This window comes from Micromonospora sp. NPDC047753 (assembly GCF_040642735.1).
In the GTDB taxonomy this organism is placed as follows: domain Bacteria; phylum Actinomycetota; class Actinomycetes; order Mycobacteriales; family Micromonosporaceae; genus Micromonospora.
This window is the reverse complement of record NZ_JBEYSL010000077.1, coordinates 1-17,980: the sequence shown is the minus strand read 5'-3', so window position 1 is coordinate 17,980 and position 17,980 is coordinate 1. Positions and strand designations below refer to the sequence as shown.

General features: G+C 71.1%; 17 protein-coding genes and 1 tRNA gene. 9 read left to right on the top strand and 9 right to left on the bottom strand.

Annotated features, from left to right (window positions below; all coding sequences use genetic code 11):
• From ABZ749_RS09760 to ABZ749_RS09750, 3 genes are all read left to right on the top strand, one after another.
• Positions 1-649, top strand: a 649-nt coding sequence (locus ABZ749_RS09760; protein ID WP_357225250.1) for a winged helix-turn-helix domain-containing protein, incomplete at its 5' end; no start/stop codon positions are given.
• Positions 650-739: 90 nt separating this feature from the next.
• Positions 740-814 (top strand) — tRNA-Arg (locus ABZ749_RS09755).
• Between the two features lie 242 nt (positions 815-1,056).
• Positions 1,057-1,521, top strand: a complete 465-nt coding sequence (locus ABZ749_RS09750) for a hypothetical protein (protein ID WP_357225246.1) — start codon at positions 1,057-1,059, stop codon at positions 1,519-1,521.
• Here the strand turns inward: ABZ749_RS09750 and ABZ749_RS09745 are convergent.
• Complete coding sequence (locus tag ABZ749_RS09745; protein ID WP_357225242.1) at positions 1,408-2,493, bottom strand: transcriptional regulator; 1,086 nt, start codon at positions 2,491-2,493, stop codon at positions 1,408-1,410. The two genes, ABZ749_RS09750 and ABZ749_RS09745, sit on opposite strands and share 114 nt — an antisense overlap.
• 108 nt (positions 2,494-2,601) lie before the next feature.
• Between ABZ749_RS09745 and ABZ749_RS09740 the strand changes: the two genes are divergently transcribed.
• Positions 2,602-3,027: a VOC family protein gene (locus ABZ749_RS09740; protein ID WP_357225238.1), complete on the top strand. Its 426-nt coding sequence runs from the start codon at positions 2,602-2,604 to the stop codon at positions 3,025-3,027.
• 57 nt (positions 3,028-3,084) lie between these two features.
• On the opposite strand, the gene ABZ749_RS09735 is transcribed toward ABZ749_RS09740, so the two are convergent.
• Entirely contained in the window at positions 3,085-5,220 is a 2,136-nt protein-coding gene (locus ABZ749_RS09735; protein WP_357225234.1) for an ABC transporter permease, read from the bottom strand.
• A 125-nt stretch (positions 5,221-5,345) separates the two neighbouring features.
• Between ABZ749_RS09735 and ABZ749_RS09730 the strand changes: the two genes are divergently transcribed.
• Entirely contained in the window at positions 5,346-5,972 is a 627-nt protein-coding gene (locus ABZ749_RS09730) for a helix-turn-helix domain-containing protein (protein WP_357225230.1), read from the top strand.
• A 9-nt stretch (positions 5,973-5,981) separates the two neighbouring features.
• Here the strand turns inward: ABZ749_RS09730 and ABZ749_RS09725 are convergent, their stop codons facing one another.
• The 5 genes from ABZ749_RS09725 to ABZ749_RS09705 form a co-directional block, all read right to left on the bottom strand.
• Complete coding sequence (locus ABZ749_RS09725; RefSeq protein WP_357225227.1) at positions 5,982-8,363, bottom strand: excinuclease ABC subunit UvrA; 2,382 nt, start codon at positions 8,361-8,363, stop codon at positions 5,982-5,984.
• Between the two features lie 29 nt (positions 8,364-8,392).
• Entirely contained in the window at positions 8,393-8,803 is a 411-nt protein-coding gene (locus ABZ749_RS09720; RefSeq protein ID WP_357225224.1) for a VOC family protein, read from the bottom strand.
• 5 nt (positions 8,804-8,808) lie between these two features.
• Entirely contained in the window at positions 8,809-9,258 is a 450-nt protein-coding gene (locus tag ABZ749_RS09715; protein WP_355008093.1) for a helix-turn-helix transcriptional regulator, read from the bottom strand.
• A gap of 64 nt (positions 9,259-9,322) precedes the next feature.
• Positions 9,323-10,282, bottom strand: a complete 960-nt coding sequence (locus ABZ749_RS09710) for an ATP-dependent DNA ligase (RefSeq protein WP_357225217.1) — start codon at positions 10,280-10,282, stop codon at positions 9,323-9,325.
• A 52-nt stretch (positions 10,283-10,334) separates the two neighbouring features.
• Entirely contained in the window at positions 10,335-11,798 is a 1,464-nt protein-coding gene (locus tag ABZ749_RS09705; RefSeq protein ID WP_357225214.1) for an MFS transporter, read from the bottom strand.
• A gap of 74 nt (positions 11,799-11,872) precedes the next feature.
• Between ABZ749_RS09705 and ABZ749_RS09700 the strand changes: the two genes are divergently transcribed.
• The 3 genes from ABZ749_RS09700 to ABZ749_RS09690 all read left to right on the top strand — a co-directional run bounded on the left by ABZ749_RS09700 (position 11,873) and on the right by ABZ749_RS09690 (position 15,198).
• Entirely contained in the window at positions 11,873-12,304 is a 432-nt protein-coding gene (locus ABZ749_RS09700) for a helix-turn-helix domain-containing protein (protein WP_357225211.1), read from the top strand.
• A gap of 105 nt (positions 12,305-12,409) precedes the next feature.
• The gene (locus tag ABZ749_RS09695) at positions 12,410-12,997 is read left to right on the top strand and encodes a TetR/AcrR family transcriptional regulator (protein WP_357225207.1); all 588 of its coding nucleotides are present in this window, start codon (positions 12,410-12,412) and stop codon (positions 12,995-12,997) included.
• On the top strand, positions 12,997-15,198 hold the full coding sequence (locus ABZ749_RS09690; protein ID WP_357225204.1) for an MMPL family transporter: 2,202 nt from the start codon (positions 12,997-12,999) through the stop codon (positions 15,196-15,198). Before ABZ749_RS09695 ends, ABZ749_RS09690 begins: the two co-directional genes overlap by 1 nt.
• Before the next feature lie 102 nt (positions 15,199-15,300).
• On the opposite strand, the gene ABZ749_RS09685 is transcribed toward ABZ749_RS09690, so the two are convergent.
• On the bottom strand, positions 15,301-16,557 hold the full coding sequence (locus tag ABZ749_RS09685; protein ID WP_357225200.1) for an erythromycin esterase family protein: 1,257 nt from the start codon (positions 16,555-16,557) through the stop codon (positions 15,301-15,303).
• Positions 16,558-16,685: 128 nt separating this feature from the next.
• Between ABZ749_RS09685 and ABZ749_RS09680 the strand changes: the two genes are divergently transcribed.
• Positions 16,686-16,877: a DUF2795 domain-containing protein gene (locus ABZ749_RS09680; RefSeq protein WP_357225197.1), complete on the top strand. Its 192-nt coding sequence runs from the start codon at positions 16,686-16,688 to the stop codon at positions 16,875-16,877.
• Between the two features lie 158 nt (positions 16,878-17,035).
• Here the strand turns inward: ABZ749_RS09680 and ABZ749_RS09675 are convergent, their stop codons facing one another.
• Positions 17,036-17,938 carry a Gfo/Idh/MocA family oxidoreductase gene (locus ABZ749_RS09675; RefSeq protein ID WP_357225253.1) on the bottom strand — a complete coding sequence of 301 codons (903 nt, stop codon included), beginning with the start codon at positions 17,936-17,938 and terminating at the stop codon, positions 17,036-17,038.
• Positions 17,939-17,980 lie beyond the last annotated feature (42 nt).

The window sequence follows — 17,980 nt, the reverse complement described above, 5'->3', positions numbered from 1 at the left end:
GTGCCGACGCCACACCATCGGTGGTGACGGGGCGGTGGCAGCCGTCCGTCGCGGACAGCGGCAGGGCGAGCCGGGAATGCTCAGCCGCGAACAGGAACTCGAGTTGATCGACATGCTGCGGGGCGTCCATCCCGACGAGTTCGGCCTGGACGAGGAGTTGTGGACGCGGCAGAGCCTGACCACGCTCATCCAGCGGCGCTTCGAGCTGCCGCTGGACACCGGCGCGGTCGGGGCGTACCTGCGGGCCTGGGGGTTGGGTCCGCGGGAACCGCGGGAGCGGGCCTGCGGGCTCTGCGTCAGCGCGGTGGAGCGCTGGGTCCGCAGCGAGTACCCGGGGATCACCCGGGCCGCCCAGGAGCACCTCGCGGAGGTCTACTGGATCGGCCGGGTCCGACTGCGCGGCACGATGCCGGCCGCCGACGTGATCTCCGCCGTCTCGTCCCGCGGTCGGGTGCGCTTCATGATCACTACTCCGACGGTGGACCCGCCGCTCCCCCGCGACTTCGTGCTGCGGCTCAGTGGCGAGGAGCAGCGCACCGTCCACCTGATCGTCGACGGCTCCTGGCCACGCAACGAGTGGCCGCGTCGGCTCCCTCGGCGAATCGTCCTGCACCCGCTGCCCAGCTGCGGGCGGGCGGTAGCCGCCTGAGCACCGGGTGAGCCGATCGGACACGATCGGCTCACCCGATACCGATTCGGCGTACGCAGGGGAGGTTTGCTAGTCTTCTCCAGTCGCTGAGCCCCCGTAGCTCAGGGGATAGAGCACCGCCCTCCGGAGGCGGGGGCGCAGGTTCGAATCCTGCCGGGGGCACCAGGAAAAGTTTCACACGACACTGCCGGGCGCAGGGGGATACAGCCTCCACGCGCCCGGTTTTGCGTTGCCACTCGCCGAAGCCCGCAACAGGCACCCGGGTGGACGTGCGCCCCGCGCGGCGGTCCAGCAGCCACTCCCTGACCAGGGGAAGCACCGCATCAGCCGGCTCAGGCCTCCGGCCCGCCGCTCCGCCCGGCCGCCCCGACGAGGGCACGCGAACCCGCAAGATCCATGATGTCGTCATGCTGTTTCTCGGGCTGCTCCTCGCCGCGCTGGGCGGAGCCGCCACCGCGGCGATCCTCACCGTACGTGGGCTCGGCGCGGTGCTCAGGAAAGGCGAACGCTCCCGGCCGGGTTGGTTGCGGGCGGCGGCGCTTCTCGCCGGTGCGGGCGCCGTCGCCGTGTACGCGTGGGGTCTGCTCCACCTCGGCTACGCGGTGATGCGGGCGGAGGACGGCGGAGCCGGCTCCTTCCCGATCGAACCCTGCAGGGAGGGCGGATCGCAGCTGGCGAGCCAGGTCGACGGGTACGGAGTCAGCTACGTACCGCTCCGCTTCGAGTGCCACCTCAGCGGCGGCGGCACGTACGTCACCTCATCCGTGCCCGGGTACGTCAACCAGGTCACACCCGTCCTCGGGCTGATCACCGCCAGCTGCGGAGTCCTCGCCGCCGCGACGACACGACGCGCACGGCCGCCGGGCGTCTAGTCTCGGACGGGCCGCGTCGGCGTAGCGGCGGGCGAGTCCCGCGAAGGCGGCCTTGAGCTCGACCGGACCGATCACCTCGATGTCCGCGCCGAACCTGCCGAGCGCGGCAGCGAGGCCGACCCAGGACCAGGAGCCCTGTGCGAGCCTGCAGCGGTCGGGGTCGAGTTCTTCGACAAGCCCGTCGCGGGTGTACGCGGCGACGACGGCGGCGGGAAGGTTGATGATGACCTCGCCTACGCAGGGCCACGCTGAGCTTTCGGTGGAACCTCGGAAGCGGCCCGTGACGTACGTGGCCACGTCTCCCCTGGGTAGTTGTCGTGGGGTGAAGCGTGGTCCGGTCGGGGTACGCGGGCTGACCCGGTCACAGCGGAAGGTTCGCCAGTCGTCCCGGTCGAGGTCCCAGGCGACGAGATACCAGCGCCCATTCCAGGTGACGAGGTGGTGGGGCTCCACGCGGCGGGGCGGCGCGTCGGTGGCGGCGCTCGTCGAGGCGTAGTCGAAGCGCAGAACCTCGTGGGCGTGGACGGCCGCGCCGATGGCTGTCAGCACGGTGCGGTCGACCGGGGAGTCCGGCCCGGTGGTGGGTTTTCCGACGGCGGTGACCTGGAGAGCGTCGATGCGGTGCCGCAGTCGGCTGGGCATGACCTGCCGCATGGTGTTCAGCGCTCGCGCCGCGCCCTCCTGGATGTCCGCCCCGGAGAGGGCTGCCACCTGGAGTGCGACGGCGATTGCCACGGCTTGATCGTCGTCGAACAGCAGCGGTGGCAGTTCGGCACCGGCGTCGAGCCGGTACCCGCCGGCCGGCCCCTTGAACGCGCTGATCGGGTAGCCGAGCTCGCGCAGCCGGTCGACGTCGCGGCGCACCGTTCGCGGGCTCACGTCCAGCCTCTCGGCCAGGAGGCCACCCGGCCAGTCACGTCGGGCCTGGAGGAGCGAGAGCAGCGACAGCAGTCTCGCGGAGGTCGTGGCCATGCATCCGAGTCTGCCCCAGGTAGCGGCCACAACCTGACCGCTACCCCTGCCATCGTCGGCGTTGCACCCGGGGCACCAGCCACGGGTCACGTCACACGAGGAGCAGCAATGAGCATCAACACCGTCGCGCACATCAACCTTCGGGGCAACGCGCGGGCCGCCCTCGACTTCTACCGGTCCGTCTTCGTCGGGGACCTCGCCGCGGTGACCTACGCCGACGCCCACAACGTGCAGAGCCCGGATGAGGCCGACCAGGTCATGTGGGGTCAGGTCACGTCCGCCGAGGGCTTCCAGATCATGGCGTACGACGTGCCGTCGGCGCGGCCGTGGAGCCAGGGCGAGAGCCCGTTCTTCGTCTCGGTCCGGGGCAGCGACGCCGACGAGATCACCGGCTACTGGAAGAAGCTCAGCGAGGGCTCGACCGTCCTGGTCGACCTCGCGCCGGCCGGCTGGGGTCCCCTCTACGGCATGCTCACCGACCCGTTCGGCGTCACCTGGGTGCTCGACGTCGCCGTCGAGTACAAGCCCGCCTGACCAGAAGGAGCAGCCCACCGCCGATCGCGAGGGATCGGCGGTGGGCTGCGGTGCCGCTCAGTGCGCCTCGGCCGGCACCAGTCTCAGGTGCGGCTCGGGTGCCGCACCCGCATCCGGGCCGCCGGAGTCCGAGCGGCGCTCGCGGCGTTTGAGCCACTGGTCGATCACCAGGTTCAGGACCAGCCCGACAGCGCCCCAGATGGCGATGACCAGCAGGTTCTGTCCCACGCCGACGCCGTCGAAGTACCGAAGCGATCGGGCGATGTCGACCGCCGCGGGCAGCGGCAGCACGTCCTGGAGGGGGCGGAACACCTCGGGGACCAGGTACACCGACATGCCACCGCCGGAGGCGGGTACGCCGGCCATCATGAGCACCACCATCATCGGGATGATGCCGGCCAGGCCGACGGTGCGGGTGAGCACTCCGGTGGCCAGGGAGACAGAGAAGATGGTCAGGGTGCCGTAGGCGATCGTCTCCAGGGCGTTGCCGCTGATCGCGCCGATGAGGACGTCGAAGAGGAACCACAGCCAGACGGACATGCCGATCGCCCAGCCGCCCAGCAGCGGCAGGAACTGGCGCAGGCGGCGCACGTGCGGGGCACCGCCGCGCAGGACGGCCAGGAACAGGAAGCCGGCCATGATCCAGGACATGCCGACGTACATGCTGTTGCTGCCGCCGGTGTCGGTCTCGCTCAGGGGTTGCACGTCGGTGACCGTGAGCGGGAGGCCCTGGGCGGCGGTGATCGGCTGGAAGATCGCGCGGATCGCGGACTGCTGGCTGGCGTTGGCTGCGGACGCCGAGTACAGCGTCGCCGGAGTGTCCGGCGCCGACGGCAGGACGAAGGCGGCGACCACGTCACGGGAGCGGATCTGCTCGGTGGCCTCATCCACGGTTTCGGCGACGGTGACGTCGAGAATGCCGTCGAGCTGTGCGTTGAGGCCGGCAGCGGTCTGCTGAGCCTGCCCCGGGGCGGCGGCGACCACGACGACCGGGATGTCGTGTGGTTGCGGTTTGTGCATGGAGAACCCCATGGCACCCACGACGACCACGAGGATGGCCAGCGGGAAGCCGGCTGCGGCCACGTACCGGAATCGCTTGGAGCGCGGCGGCCCGCCGGCCAGAGCGGGGGCCTTCGAGTCGGGGTCGGTGATCGGCGGGACGCCGGGGATCATGTTCCCGCTCGCGCTGCGCTCCTTGAAGAGGCAGAGCGCGAGGGCGGCCACGATCCACACAGCCAGGACGATCAGGTGGGTGCCCAGGCCGTTGCCGTCGAAGTACAGGACCGAGCGCAGCGCCTCACCGGCCGCCGGGAGCGGCAGCACGCCATGCAGGAACTGGAAGAACCCGGGCATGTTGTGCACGGACAGGGCCAGGTTTGACGCGGGCATGCCGAACACGACCCAGAGCAGCATGCCGGGCAGCACCGCGAGGGGCCCGATCAGCTTGGAGAGCAGCAGCTGGGCCAGGCCGACGGCCGCGGTGGCGAGCATGCCGACGCCGAGGAAGGTGAGGTAGTGGCCGTCGACGGCACCCACGACGGGCCCGAGGATGAGCCAGATGATCGAGCTGGTGAGCGCGGACCAGCCGGCCAGCACGGGCAGGAACCGTCGCAGCCGCAGCAGGTGCGGGACGCCCATCACCATGATGCTCAAGGGCACGTAACCGGCCAGCATCATGCCCATCGCCGCGAACAGGACCGCGATGCCGGCCGAGTCACCCGCGGGTAGCGGTGCGACGTCCTCGGTGGTGGACTGCAAGCTGTTCTGGAAGACCACGGGCGCGAGCAACTGCTGAACGGTGGCGTTCTGCGAGGCTCCGGCCGCCGAGGCGGTGAGGATTGTCGCGTTGGCGCTGCCGTCGGTGGGCAGGACGAGCGCGCCGGCGGCTTCCTGGTCGTGCAGCAGGTCGACGGCGTCGTCGCGGGTGGTCACCAGCGTGGCCTCGGTGCTCTCACCCGCGTTGAGCCCGTCGACCACTGCCTGCGCCGTGGCGCCGCTGCCGACGACCGCGACCGGCATGTCCCGGGGGTGCGGTGAGTGCATGGTCGACATGTAGGTCGCGAACATCATCGTGACCATGAGAAACGGCATCACGAACAGGGCGACCATTCGGATGATCTGTTCCTTGCGGTCCGCGCCGGGCGGGCGGCCGTCCACCACGTCGGCAGCCTCGATCACGGCTTCGGTATCCATGCACGCTCCAGCTCATGTTTGTACGCCAACTGACTTACAAACTGTAGGCGGCGGATGCCAGGACCGGGAATCCGGCTAGGTTGACCTGAGTCACATCCGGGCGAGGACACACGAGGGGGCCGGTCATGAGGCGGTCCGAGGCGGCACGCACCGCGCTGCTGGACGCGGCGGAGCGGCTGTTCGCCGAGTCGGGAGTCGCCGAGGTCTCCGACCGCAGGGTGGCCGAGGCGGCCGGCAACACCAACCACTCGGCGGTGCGCTACTACTTCGGCGGGCGCGAGGGCCTGCTGAAGGCGCTCCTGGCCCGCCACGTGCGCGACGTGTCGGAACAACGCGAGGGAATGCCCCCAGCCGAGGACTCGGTCCTCGGCGACATACGCGGTCTCGTGGCACCGAGCATGCGGGTCCTCGACCAGCTACCGCGCCCGAGCTGGCGGGCCCGGTTTCTCGACCACGTGCTGCACAACCCCGCCACCCAGCCGATCATGCGGGAAGCGCAGGACACCACGCCACAGGCACTGGAGCTGCGCGAGTCACTGGCCGCGCGGCTACGGCACCTCGACCCGGAGGTGGTCGCCGGCCGGGCGCGCCTGATCACTCGCATCGTCAGCACCGCGACGGCCGAGGTCGAGGCACGCGCCGAGCGCGACGGCGAAGACCCGCGATGGCCCGAGGTCGGTGACTTCCTCGTCGACGCCATCACCGGAATGCTCGGCGCCCCCATCAGCAGGCCACGCCGAGCGGAGCGCTGATCGCCGATCTCACCTGCCGACGTACGCCGCCAGGTGCTCGCCGGTGAGGGTGGAGCGGGCGGCGACGAGGTCCGTGGGTGTGCCCTCGAAGACGATCCGGCCACCGTCGTGGCCGGCACCGGGGCCGATATCGATGATCCAGTCGGCGTGCGCCATGACCGCCTGGTGGTGCTCGATGACGATCACCGACTTGCCGGCGTCGACCAGGCGGTCGAGCAGACCGAGCAGTTGCTCGACGTCGGCCAGGTGCAGGCCGGTGGTCGGCTCGTCGAGGACGTAGACGCCGCCCTTCTCGGCCATGTGGGTGGCCAGCTTGAGCCGTTGCCGCTCGCCGCCGGAGAGAGTCGTGAGCGGCTGCCCCAGGCTCAGGTAGCCGAGCCCGACGTCGGCGAGCCGCTCGAGGATGGCGTGCGCAGCCGGCGTACGCGCCTCGCCGGCGCCGAAGAACTTCTCGGCCTCCGTCACCGACATCGCGAGCACCTCGCTGATGTCCCGGCCGCCGAAGCGGTATTCCAGCACCGACGCCTGGAACCGCTTGCCCTCGCAGTCCTCGCAGGGTGCGGCGACGCCCGCCATCATCCCCAGGTCGGTGTAGATGACGCCGGCGCCGTTGCAGCTCGGGCAGGCGCCCTCGGAGTTGGCGCTGAACAGCGCCGGCTTCACCCCGTTGGCCTTCGCGAACGCCTTGCGGATCGGGTCGAGCAACCCGGTGTAGGTGGCCGGGTTGCTGCGCCGTGAGCCGCGAATCGCGCCCTGGTCGATCGAGACCACGCCCGCGCCGGCCGGGATCGAGGAGTGCACCAGCGAACTCTTGCCGGAGCCGGCGACGCCGGTCACGACGACGAGCACCCCGAGGGGTACGTCGACGTCCACGTCCTGGAGGTTGTTGGCGGTGGCGCCGCGGATCTCCAGCTTGCCGGTGGGCGTCCGTACCGTCTCCTTGAGGGCCGCCCGGTCGTCGAGGTGGCGGCCGGTGATGGTGCCGCTGGCCCGCAGACCTTCCACTGTGCCCTCGTAGCAGACGGCCCCGCCCTCCGTGCCTGCGCCGGGCCCGAGGTCGACGACGTGGTCGGCGATGGCGATGGCCTCCGGCTTGTGCTCCACGACCAGCACGGTGTTGCCCTTGTCGCGCAACTGGAGCAGCAGCTCGTTCATCCGTTGGATGTCGTGCGGGTGCAGCCCGATCGTCGGCTCGTCGAAGACGTACGTGACGTCGGTGAGCGAGGAGCCGAGGTGGCGGATCATCTTGGTGCGCTGCGCCTCTCCGCCGGAGAGGGTGCCCGACGGTCGATCGAGGGACAGGTAGCCCAGCCCGATCTCCTCGAACGAGTCGAGGAGATGTTGCAGGCCGGCCAGCAGCGGGGCCACCGACGGCTCGTCGATCCCGCGGACCCAGGCGGCCAGGTCGCTGATCTGCATCGCACACGCGTCGGCGATGTTCCTGCCCTTGATCTTCGACGACCGGGCCTCCTTGCTGAGCCGGGTGCCGGCACACTCGGGGCAGGTCGTGAACGTCACCGCGCGCTCCACGAAGGCGCGGATGTGCGGCTGCAGGGCGTCGATGTCCTTGGCGAGGAAGGACTTCTGGATCGACGGGATGAGGCCCGCGTACGTCAGGTTGATGCCATCAATTTTGATCTTGGTCGGCTCCCGGTGGAGCAGGTCGTGCAGCTCCCGCTTGGTGAACTTGGCGATCGGCTTGTCCGGGTCGAAGTAGCCGCAGCCCCGGAAGATCCGGCCGTACCAGCCCTCCATGCTGTAACCCGGGATGGTGATCGCACCCTCGTTGAGCGAGAGGTTGTCGTCGTAGAGCGCCGACAGGTCGATGTCGGTCACCGCACCCATGCCCTCGCACCGTGGGCACATGCCGCCGAGACGGTTGAAGGTCGCCTTCTCGGTCTTCGTCTTGCCGGCGCCGCGATCGACGGTGATCGCCCCGGTCGCCTTCACCGAGGGAACATTGAAGGAGTACGCGTTGGGCGAGCCGATGTGCGGCTGCCCGAGCCGGCTGAACAGGATGCGCAGCATCGCGTTGGCGTCGGTGGCGGTGCCGACGGTGGAGCGGGAGTTGGCGCCCAACCGCTCCTGGTCCACGATGATCGCCGTGGTCAGGCCATCCAGCAGGTCGACCTCGGGCCGCGCCAACGTCGGCATGAAGCCCTGCACGAAGGCGCTGTAGGTCTCGTTGATCATCCGCTGCGACTCGGCCGCGATGGTGCCGAACACCAGCGAGCTCTTGCCGGAACCGGAGACACCGGTGAACACCGTCAGCCGCCGCTTCGGGATCTCGACGCTGACGTCCTTGAGGTTGTTCACCCGCGCGCCCTGCACCCGGATCAGGTCGTGGCTGTCGGCGACGTGCGGCGCGGACCGCTGAATGGCCGTGCTCATCGTGTCTCCATCTGTCGGGCGCGCAGGAATCAGCGCACTTCCTGGATGCGGACCATATTGCCCGCCGGGTCCCGGAAGGCACAGTCGCGCACGCCGTACGGCTGATCGGTCGGCTCCTGGACGACCTCGGCGTCGCTGGCCTCCAACTTGGCGAAGGTGGCGTCGAGGTCGGTGGTGGCCAGGTTGACGCCGAAGTAGCTGCCCTTGGCCATCAGCTCAAGGATGGTCTGCCGCTCGTCGTCGGTGATGCCGGGGTTGGCGGCCGGCGGGTGCAGGACGATGGCGGTGCTGGGTTGGCCGACCGGCCCGACCGTGATCCACCGCATCCCCTCGTACCCGACGTCGAGGCGGACCTCGAAGCCGAGGATGTCGCGGTAGAAGGCCAGCGAGGCCTCCGGGTCGGTGTGCGGCAGGAAACTCGAATGAATGGTGATGTTCATGCTGGTCACGCTAGTTGCGGCTCGGCGACCCGCGCTTCTCGATTCCTGACCGGTCTGGTCACCTGCTTCGCCACGCACGAGGGCATGCCGGCCGTCGCCTGCGCCGCCTGCCGCCGGTAGACGCTGGGCGGAACGCCCACCAGCTCCGTGAAGCGGGTGCTGAAGGTGCCCAACGACGAGCAACCGACAGCGAAACAGACGTCGGTGACGCTCAGGTCGCCACGGCGCAACAGGGCCATCGCCCGCTCGATCCGCCGGGTCATGAGGTAGCTGTAGGGAGATTCGCCATAGGCGAGCCGGAACTCACGGCTGAGGTGCCCGGCCGACATGTGCGCGCCACGGGCGAGTGCCTCGACGTCCAACGGAGACGCGTACTCCCGGTCGATCCGGTCACGGACCCGGCGCAGCCGCGCCAGGTCGGCCAGTCGCTGGGTCGCGTCGGATTTGCTGCTCACCTGCGAAATCGTGCCACAACCCACCGACAATCCGCCGCTCGCCGGGCGGGGGCCGGCGGGCCGGTCAGCCGGCCTCGCGGCGGGCGCGGGCCCGGCGCTTCCCCTCGTGCATGGCCTGCACCCGGGCGACCGGGATGGTCCGGCCCTCGGCGACCAGGTCCGCGGGGAGCGGTTGTGGAGCCGGCATCAGCGCGGCCCACGGGTCGCCGTCGGCGAGCAGCGCGGGCGCGGTCCGGATGGTGAAGTCGGCGGGGGTCACCTCGGTCAGGTCCGCCCAGTCGACCGGGAACGAGACCGGCATCCCGGGGCGCAACCGGGGGCTGTACGCCGCTGCCACCGTCGCCCCGCCCGCCCGGGTGGCGTCCACGAAGACCCGGCCGCCCCGGTCCTCCTTGATGTACGCGGTGGTGGCCAGCGCCGGGTCGAGCCGCTCGGCGCGGACGGCGAGCGCCCGGGTGGCGGCGGCCAGCTCCTCGGCCGTTGGTTCGTCGGTCACCGGAACGAAGACGTGCACGCCCTTGGCGCCGCTGGTCTTGACCGCACCGGCCAGGCCGGCGTCGGCGAGCGCCTGACGGACCAGCAGGGCGGCGTCGACCGCCGCGCGGAACCCGTCGCCGTCCGGCGGGTCCAGGTCGAGGATCAGGTGGGTCGGGCGGTGCAGATCCGCCACGGTGGCCAGCGTCGGGTGGTACTCCACCGCCCGCTGGTTGGCGAACCAGAGCAGGGTGCGGCGGTCGTCGCAGAGGGCGTACGAGATCTCCCGGTGCGACGCCTCCGCCCAGACCGGCGCCCGGCGGACCCAGTCCGGGGTGTAGCGGGGCAGGTTCTTCTGCATGAACGGCGGCTGGCCGGGGCGGACCCTGATCACCGACAGCGGCCGGCCCCGCAGCTGCGGGAGGATCTGGTCCCGCACCGCGTCGAGGTAGTCGACCAGGTCACGCTTCGTCGCGTCGTCCCGGTCGGACAGCGGCTGGTCCAGGTTGGTCAGGGCCACGCCGTCCCGGGTCTCGTCAGCCTTGCTCACCCGACCACCCTCCCGGCCGCACCGCCGTCGGTCAACTGGACGCGGCGCTTCGCTACGGATCGATTCCGGCACCCACCCCGGCCGGCTCCGACGGGTCGGCCGCCGACGACGGCCGGGCCGGGCGTCGGGGCAGTGTGGTCAGCGCCACCAGCCACGCGGCGACCACGAGACCCACGGCCACGGCGAACGCCGTCCGGTAGCCGCCGGCGAGCGCGGCGGTCTCGGCCCAGCCGGCGGCCCGCAGCCCGTCGGTGCGGGTGGCGGCAACTGTGGCCAGCGCGGCCAGGCCGACCGCTCCGCCTACCTGTTGGGTGGTGTTGACCAGGCCGGAGGCGAGCCCGGCGTCGGTGTCGGTCGCGCCGGCCATGGCCACCGTGGTGACCGCCGGCAGGGTCAGGCCGCCGGCCACCCCAAAGATCAACATCGCGGGGAGTACGTCAGCGACGTAGGCACCGTCGGCGGGCAGCCGGGCGAGCAGGAGAAAGCCGACGCTCGCCAGACCGAGCCCGACCAGCAGGACCATCCGGGCACCGAAGCGGGCGATCAGCCGACCGGCCAGGCCGAGCGAGACCACGGCGATCACGACCGGGGTGGGCAGGAAGGCCCAGCCGGTCGCGGCGGCATCCAACCCCAGCACCAGTTGCAGCTCCACGGCGAGCAGGAACTGGAACCCGAAGTACGCGCAGACCATGAGGAACTGCACGGCGTTCGCCGCCACCAGGCCCGGGACGCGCAGCACCCGGGACGGCACGAGCGGGGCCGCCGCCACCCGTTGGCGCAGCGCGAACCCGCCGAGCAGCAGCACCGCGAGGGCCACCGCGCCGAGCGTCCGGGGGCTGGTCCAGCCGTGCTCGCCCGTTCCGACGATGCCCAACACGGCGGCCATCAGGCCGGCGGTGGCGAGCAGCGCGCCGGGCAGGTCCAGGCCGGCGCGCAGGCCGATCCCTCGTTCGGCCGGCAGCCGGCGGAGGGACGCGATGAGGATGACCGCCCCGATCGGCACGTTGACCAGGAAGATGGTCCGCCATCCGGCGGCCTCGGTGAGCACCCCTCCGGCGACCGTGCCGACCGACGCACCGGCCGCGCCGGTGAAGCTGAAGACGGCGATGGCGCGGGCCCGCTCGGCCGCTTCGGGGTAGAGCCGGACGATCATGCCGAGGCTGACCGCCATGGCCAGAGCGCCGCCGATGCCCTGCCCGAACCGCGCGCCCACCAGCAGGGCCGGCCCGGTGGCGACCGCGCAGGCCAGCGAGGCGACTGTGAACGTCGCGACGCCGGCCAGGAAGACCCTGCGCCGGCCCAGCAGATCTCCGAGCCGGCCGGCGAGTAGCAGCAGCCCGCCGAACGCGACCAGGTAGGCGTTCACCACCCAGGCCAGGTCGGTGGCGCTGAAGCCCAGGTCGCGTTGGATGGCGGGCAGCGCCACCGCGACGACGGTGCCATCCAGGATGATCATCAGGCTGCCGGCGCAGAGCACCAGCAGCGCCGGCCAGCGGGATGGGACGACACGTTCCACGGAACCCTCCTTGGTGCACGGTTTGTTACCGAGGCCATCGTCTGTGACCATTAACCACGGCGGAAGGAGGCACTTTGATGTCCCAGAGGAACAGCGATGTGTCCGCGCTGGTCTCGGCCGAGCTGACCTGCTCGGCCGAGAACGTGCCGTTCACCCCGGGCCAGGCTCGCGCGTGCACCGTCCGCGAGGTGCTCGACCGGGTCGGCGGCAAGTGGAGCATCGGCATCCTGGTGGCCGCCTCCCACGGACCGGTGCGCTTCACCGAACTGGAGCGGCACATCGAGGGGATCAGCCGCCGGATGCTCACGCTGACGCTGCGCAACCTGGAGCGGGACGGCCTGCTGCACCGCACCGTCTACCCGACCGTCCCGCCCAAGGTCGAATACACGGCCACCCCGATGGCGCTGGAGCTCTACGAGTCGCTGGTCGCGCTGACCAGTTGGGCCGAGCGGCATCGGCGGGCCATCGCCGAGGCCCGGACCAGGTACGACGCCGAGCACGCCTGATGAAACCCGCCAGGGGTGTGGTGAACGCCACCGCTTCCATCTGACCGATCGGTCAGGGTCTGACCGATCGGTCAGGCATGCTGGTCTGCGGGAGGTGGACCGGGCATGGGCAGAGCGGTACCCGACACGCACGGCGAGATCCTCGCCGCGGCGGCGCGGCAGTTCACGGTGACCGGCTACCGGGGCACCTCCCTGCAGGACATCGCCCGAGAGGTCGGCTGCTCCAAGGCCACCGTGCTCTACCACTTCGCCAACAAGGAAGCCCTGCTCGCCGAACTGATGGCACCCGCGATCGAGGTGCTTCGCAGCCTCGACGACCAGCTCAACGGCCTGACCGGGGCTGCCGCCCAGGAGGTCGCCGCACGCGGCTTCGTCGACCTCGCGGTGCGGTTCCGACAGGAGATCGCCGTACTGCGCGGCGAGTTCCCGGAGCTGCTGTGCCAGCCCGCCTTCGCGCACATCCAGGAAATCTCCGACCGGCTGCGGGACGCCCTCGCCGGGCACTCCGACCGGCCAGGCGCCCGGATCGCCGCGCTGGTGCTGCTCGCCGGCATCTCCGAGGCGTGCGCCGAGTTCGCCGACATCCCCGACGACGAACTGCGCCTCGCCCTGCTCACTCTCGCCCGGCGGGCCGTCGAACCCGTCGACGTACCAGTGCCCCATTCACCCACGACCGAGGACAAGGACTCCTGATGGCCACCCTGCTCTACCGGCTCGGCCGGGGCGCGTTGCGCCGGCGACGGCTCGTCGTCGCGCTCTGGCTAGTCGTACTCGTCGTCGCCGGCCTCGCCGCGGCGACCCTGCGCGGCCCGACGGCGAGCAACTTCACAATGCCCGGCACCGAGAGCCAGCGCGCGCTCGACCTGCTGGCCGACCAGTTCCCCGCGGCCAGCGGCGCCACCGGCACCATCGCGGTCAAGGCGCCCGCCGACGGCCAACTGGCCACTCCCGAGGGCCAGGCCGTGGTGCAGGAGCTGGTCCAGGAGGCCTCGACGCTGCCCGGCGTGGTCGGCGCGGTCAACCCGTTCCAGGTCGGCGCGGTCTCGCCCAACGGCCGGTACGCGCTGGTCCAGGTTCAGTTCGCCACCGGCGGCGACGAGGTGACCGACGAGCAGCGCACCGCGTACGAGGAGGTCGGTGCTGCCGTTGAGGCGAAGGGTTGGCAGGTCGCCCCGGGTGGCGAGGTGCTGGGTGGTGAGCCGGAGATCGGCTCCACCGAGGCGCTCGGCGTACTGGTCGCCGCGATCGTCCTGATCATCACGTTCGGTTCACTGGTCGCCGCCGGAATGACCATGCTCAACGCGCTGATCGGCGTGGGTGTCGGCATGGCCGGTCTGTTCGCGCTGAGCGGCGTCATCGAGTTGACCAGCACCGCGCCGATCCTGGCGCTGATGCTCGGCCTCGCCGTCGGCATCGACTACTCGTTGTTCATCACCTCCCGGCACCGACAGAACCTGCTCGAGGGCCTGTCCCCGGAGGAGGCGGTCGGCCGTGCGGTGGGCACCGCCGGTTCCGCGGTGGTCTTCGCGGGCGCCACGGTGGTCATCGCCCTCGCCGGCCTGGCCGTGGTGAACATCCCGTTCCTCACCGTGATGGGTCTCGCCGCCGCCGCCACTGTCACCATCGCTGTACTCGTGGCGATCACCCTCCAGCCCGCACTGCTCGGCTTCGCCGGCCACCGGGTGCTCCCGCGCAAGCTGCGCGCCACTGTCGAATCGGCCGCGCTGGGCGAGCCGGTGGGCGAAGAGACGCTGCCGGTCGAGGACCGCTCCGGGTTCGGCTTCCGCTGGGCACGCTTCGTCACCCGCTTCCGGGTGCCGGTCATCCTGGTCGCGCTGCTCGGCCTGGGGCTGCTCGCGCTGCCCACGCCGGACATGCGACTGGCCCTGCCGGACGCCAGTACGGCGACGGAGGGCTCCCCGGCCCGGGTGGCGAGCGACCTGACCACCGAGGGCTTCGGTCCGGGCTTCACCGGCCGGCTCGCGGTGGTCGTGGCGGGCGACGACGCGCAGGCGACCGCAGCCGCGGTGCCGCAGGTGACCGCGATGATCCAGCGCACCGAGAACGTCCTCGCGGTGGCACCGCCGCAGCTGAGCCCGGACGGCCGGACCGCCCTGCTCGGTGTGGTACCGAAGACCGGCCCGACCGACGAGGCCACCGAGACCCTGGTGCACGACGTCCGCGACGCGGTCGGCGGGGTGCAGGGCGCCGAGGTGCTGCTCACCGGCGCCACCGCCATCGGTATCGACGTCTCCGAGAAGCTCTCCGACGCACTGCCGATCTACCTGCTGCTGGTCGTCGGGCTCTCGGTGCTCCTGCTGATGCTGGTTTTCCGCTCGCTGCTGGTGCCGCTCAAGGCGGCGCTGGGCTTCCTGCTCACCGTGGCCGCCACGTTCGGCATCACGGTGGCGATCTTCCAGCAGGGCCACCTCGCCGACCTGGTCGGCCTGGACACCCCGGCCCCGCTGGTCAGCTTCCTGCCCATCCTGCTGATCGGCATCCTGTTCGGGCTGGCCATGGACTACGAGGTGTTCCTGGTCTCCCGGATGCGGGAGGACTTCGTGCACGGCGACACCGCGCGTGAGGCCACGATCAGCGGCATGGGCCACGGTGCCCGGGTGGTCACCGCTGCCGCGCTGATCATGATGTCGGTCTTCGGCGGCTTCGTGTTCCTCGAAGACCCGATCATCAAGTCGATGGGCTTCGCGCTCGCCATCGGCGTGGCCATCGACGCGTTCGTGGTCCGGATGACCATCGTCCCGGCGGTCATGTCCCTGCTCGGCGACCGCGCCTGGTGGCTCCCCCGCTGGCTCAACCGGGCCTTGCCCAACGTGGACATCGAGGGCGAAGGCCTGCGCACCCACCTGGAAGACCGCACCCCCACGCACGTCTGACCGCACCACCCCGGTCGATCATGGAGTTGTGGTGCCCGTCGTGCCCCGATCAGGGGCCTTCGTCCAGCACCACAACTCCATGATCGACGCCAGCGGGCGCGGTCAGACTCCTGCTGGGTAGGTTTCCATCTCGCCAGGGGCCGCTGGCACCGGTAGCGGGTGCAGGGCCGTGGTGTCGTCGCACCAGATGAAGGCGTCATAGCGGTCGCCGAGCCGGGTGGGCACGTAGTTGCCCCAGGACTCGAACGACGGGTCGTAGACGACCCCGATCGCCCGGTGGTCAACGGTTTCGGTGACCCAGCCCGGCTGATCGTCGCCGCCGAAGATCAGCACCGCCCGCTCCGGCATCAGCTCGTGCAACCGCCGCTCGACCGAGCCCTCCCGAGCCGGGGGCACCACCATCGCCTCGGGCGGCGAACCCCAGCGGGGTGCGGCGATCACTGTGCCCCGGTAGCTGCCGAAGCCGACCAGGGCCACCGCGTCCTCGCCGTGCCGCTCCCGGGCCAACTGACCAATGTTGACCATCCCGTCGGCGGCCATGTCGGTGGCCCGCGCATCTCCGACGTGCGTGTTGTGCGCCCAGACGACGCCCCGGGCGTCCGGGCCGTACCGGTCCAACAGCCGGTCCAGGGTGTCCTGCATGTGGGTGTCGCGGATGTTCCACGAGTCCGGCCCGCCGGCCACCATCGCCCGGTAGTAGCGCTCGGCGCCGGCCACCACCTCCGCGTTCTGCCAGGCCGAGAAGCGGTCCGGGCCGTCGGAGAGGGCGTGTTCACGGGTCCGGGCGAGCAGGCGGACGACCTCCTCCTCGCACCGCGCGGAGACGAAGCGGCTGGCCGCGCCGTACTCCTCGACCCTCTTGCCGTACGGCTCGAAACACCGGTAGGCGTCCTGCGCCGCCTCCAGCGACTTCGGGTCCTCCTCCCCCAGGTAGTCGAAGATCGCCTGCATCGACTCCCAGAGGCTGTACACGTCGAGGCCGTGGAACCCGGCCCGTTCCTCCTCCGGCAGCTCCAGGTTCCAGGCCCGCAGCCAGCTGGCGAACCGGGCCACCTCGGCATTGGCCCACATCCAGGTCGGCCATCGCTCAAACTGGTCGAGTGCGAGCTGCGGTTCGAGCGCGCCACCCGGCGCGGCCGTCACCGACCGGTGCACCCGATCGCAGTCGGGCCAGTCACCCTCCACCGCGACGAAGGAGAAACCACACTCCGCGATCAACCGGCGGGTGAGCTGCTCGCGCAACCGGTAGTAGTCGTAACTGCCGTGGGTGGACTCGCCGATCATCACCACCCGGGCGTTGCGAACGCGCTCCAGCAACGGGTCGAAATCGCTCGGCGCGCCGAGCCGCTGAACCAGCATGCCAGCGGCTACCCGACCGCCGCTGCGGCAAACCGTGCGCGCGTCACGGGCCGACACGCCGGCCGCCGGGCCGTCGTGGGCTCCAACCAAGCCGGTGTACGACCACCGCGAGCGGGTAGCCGGCCGACATGACCGTCACCGGGGTTCAGTTGCAGGAGTACCTGGCCGGGCTCGACTACCCGGTCTCCCGGGAGGACCTGATCCGCTGGGGTCAGGAGAACGGGGCCAGCACGGCAATGTTGCAGATGCTCCAGGCCCTACCACCCGAGCAGTTCACCAACCCGGACGAGCTGAACGCCGCCCTAACCACCCCCACCTAAACCCAGCCCCGCCCAGCCCAGCCCCGCCCCGCCCCGCCCCGCCCCGCCCCGGCCCGGCCCGGCCCGGCGATCATGAGGTTATTGCCATCCGCCACGGCGTGTCGCGCCGCTAACTTCATGATCACCGGGGCGACGGGCGGTTGGGCTGGGGTTGGGGGTTAGGGGAGGGGGATGGTGCGGGATTCGGTTCGGGCGGTTTCGGCGGCGGCGAGGATGGCGACGACCTCGCGGCCGAAGCGGACGTCACAGCGGTGGTCCCGGGTACCCGCCCGCACCTGCTCGACGAGTTGGTCGATGGCGACGCCGAACGCCGTGGCGGCGTCGTTCTCGCCGAACGGGACGTTCTCGATGCCGTTCTCGCCGTAGAACACGAACTCCCGGGCCATCGACTCGGTCGGGGCGTCCAGGGAGAGCGAGGCGCTGCTCGTGGCACCGCCCTCGTGGGTGAGCAGCAGATGCACCATCCCGTTCGGTCCGTCCATCGCCGCCACCTGCGTCACCCGGCCCAGCACCGGCAGGAGGATCGAGAGCGCGTGCGGGGCGATGTCCCAGAGCGCACCGTGCTCCCGACGCCACAACGAGCCGCCGTACGGGCTGCCGTCCTGGAAGATCGAGGCGAACGCGGTGGTCCGGCCGTGCTGCCAGCCCCCGGCGGCGGCGGTGGCGGCGAGGAACGCTGTCACGTTGGGCTGGAACCGCTGGGTGAAGAAGACGACCGAGGCGACCCCGGACTCCTCGGCGGCGGCCACGACCCGGTCGGCGTCATCCACGCTGAGCGCCAGCGGCTTGTCCAGCAGCAGGTGCCGACCGGCGCGGGCCGCCCGGACCGCGATGTCGGCCTGGATGTCCGGCGGCAGGGCGACGGCGATCGCCTCGCACTGCTCGATCAGCGCGTCGACGTCGGCGTAGGCGGGCACCCCGTACCGCTCGGCCAGCGCGGAGGCCCGCTCCGGGTTGCGACCCCACACACCGACCAGCTCCGCGTCGGGATGGGCGTGCAGCGCCTTCCCGTGCGTCTCGATCGCCCAGTGACCGGTGCCGAACAAGCCGAACCGCAGCACGTGTACCTCCGCTGTTTCCCCGCACCGCGACAACGCCACGGA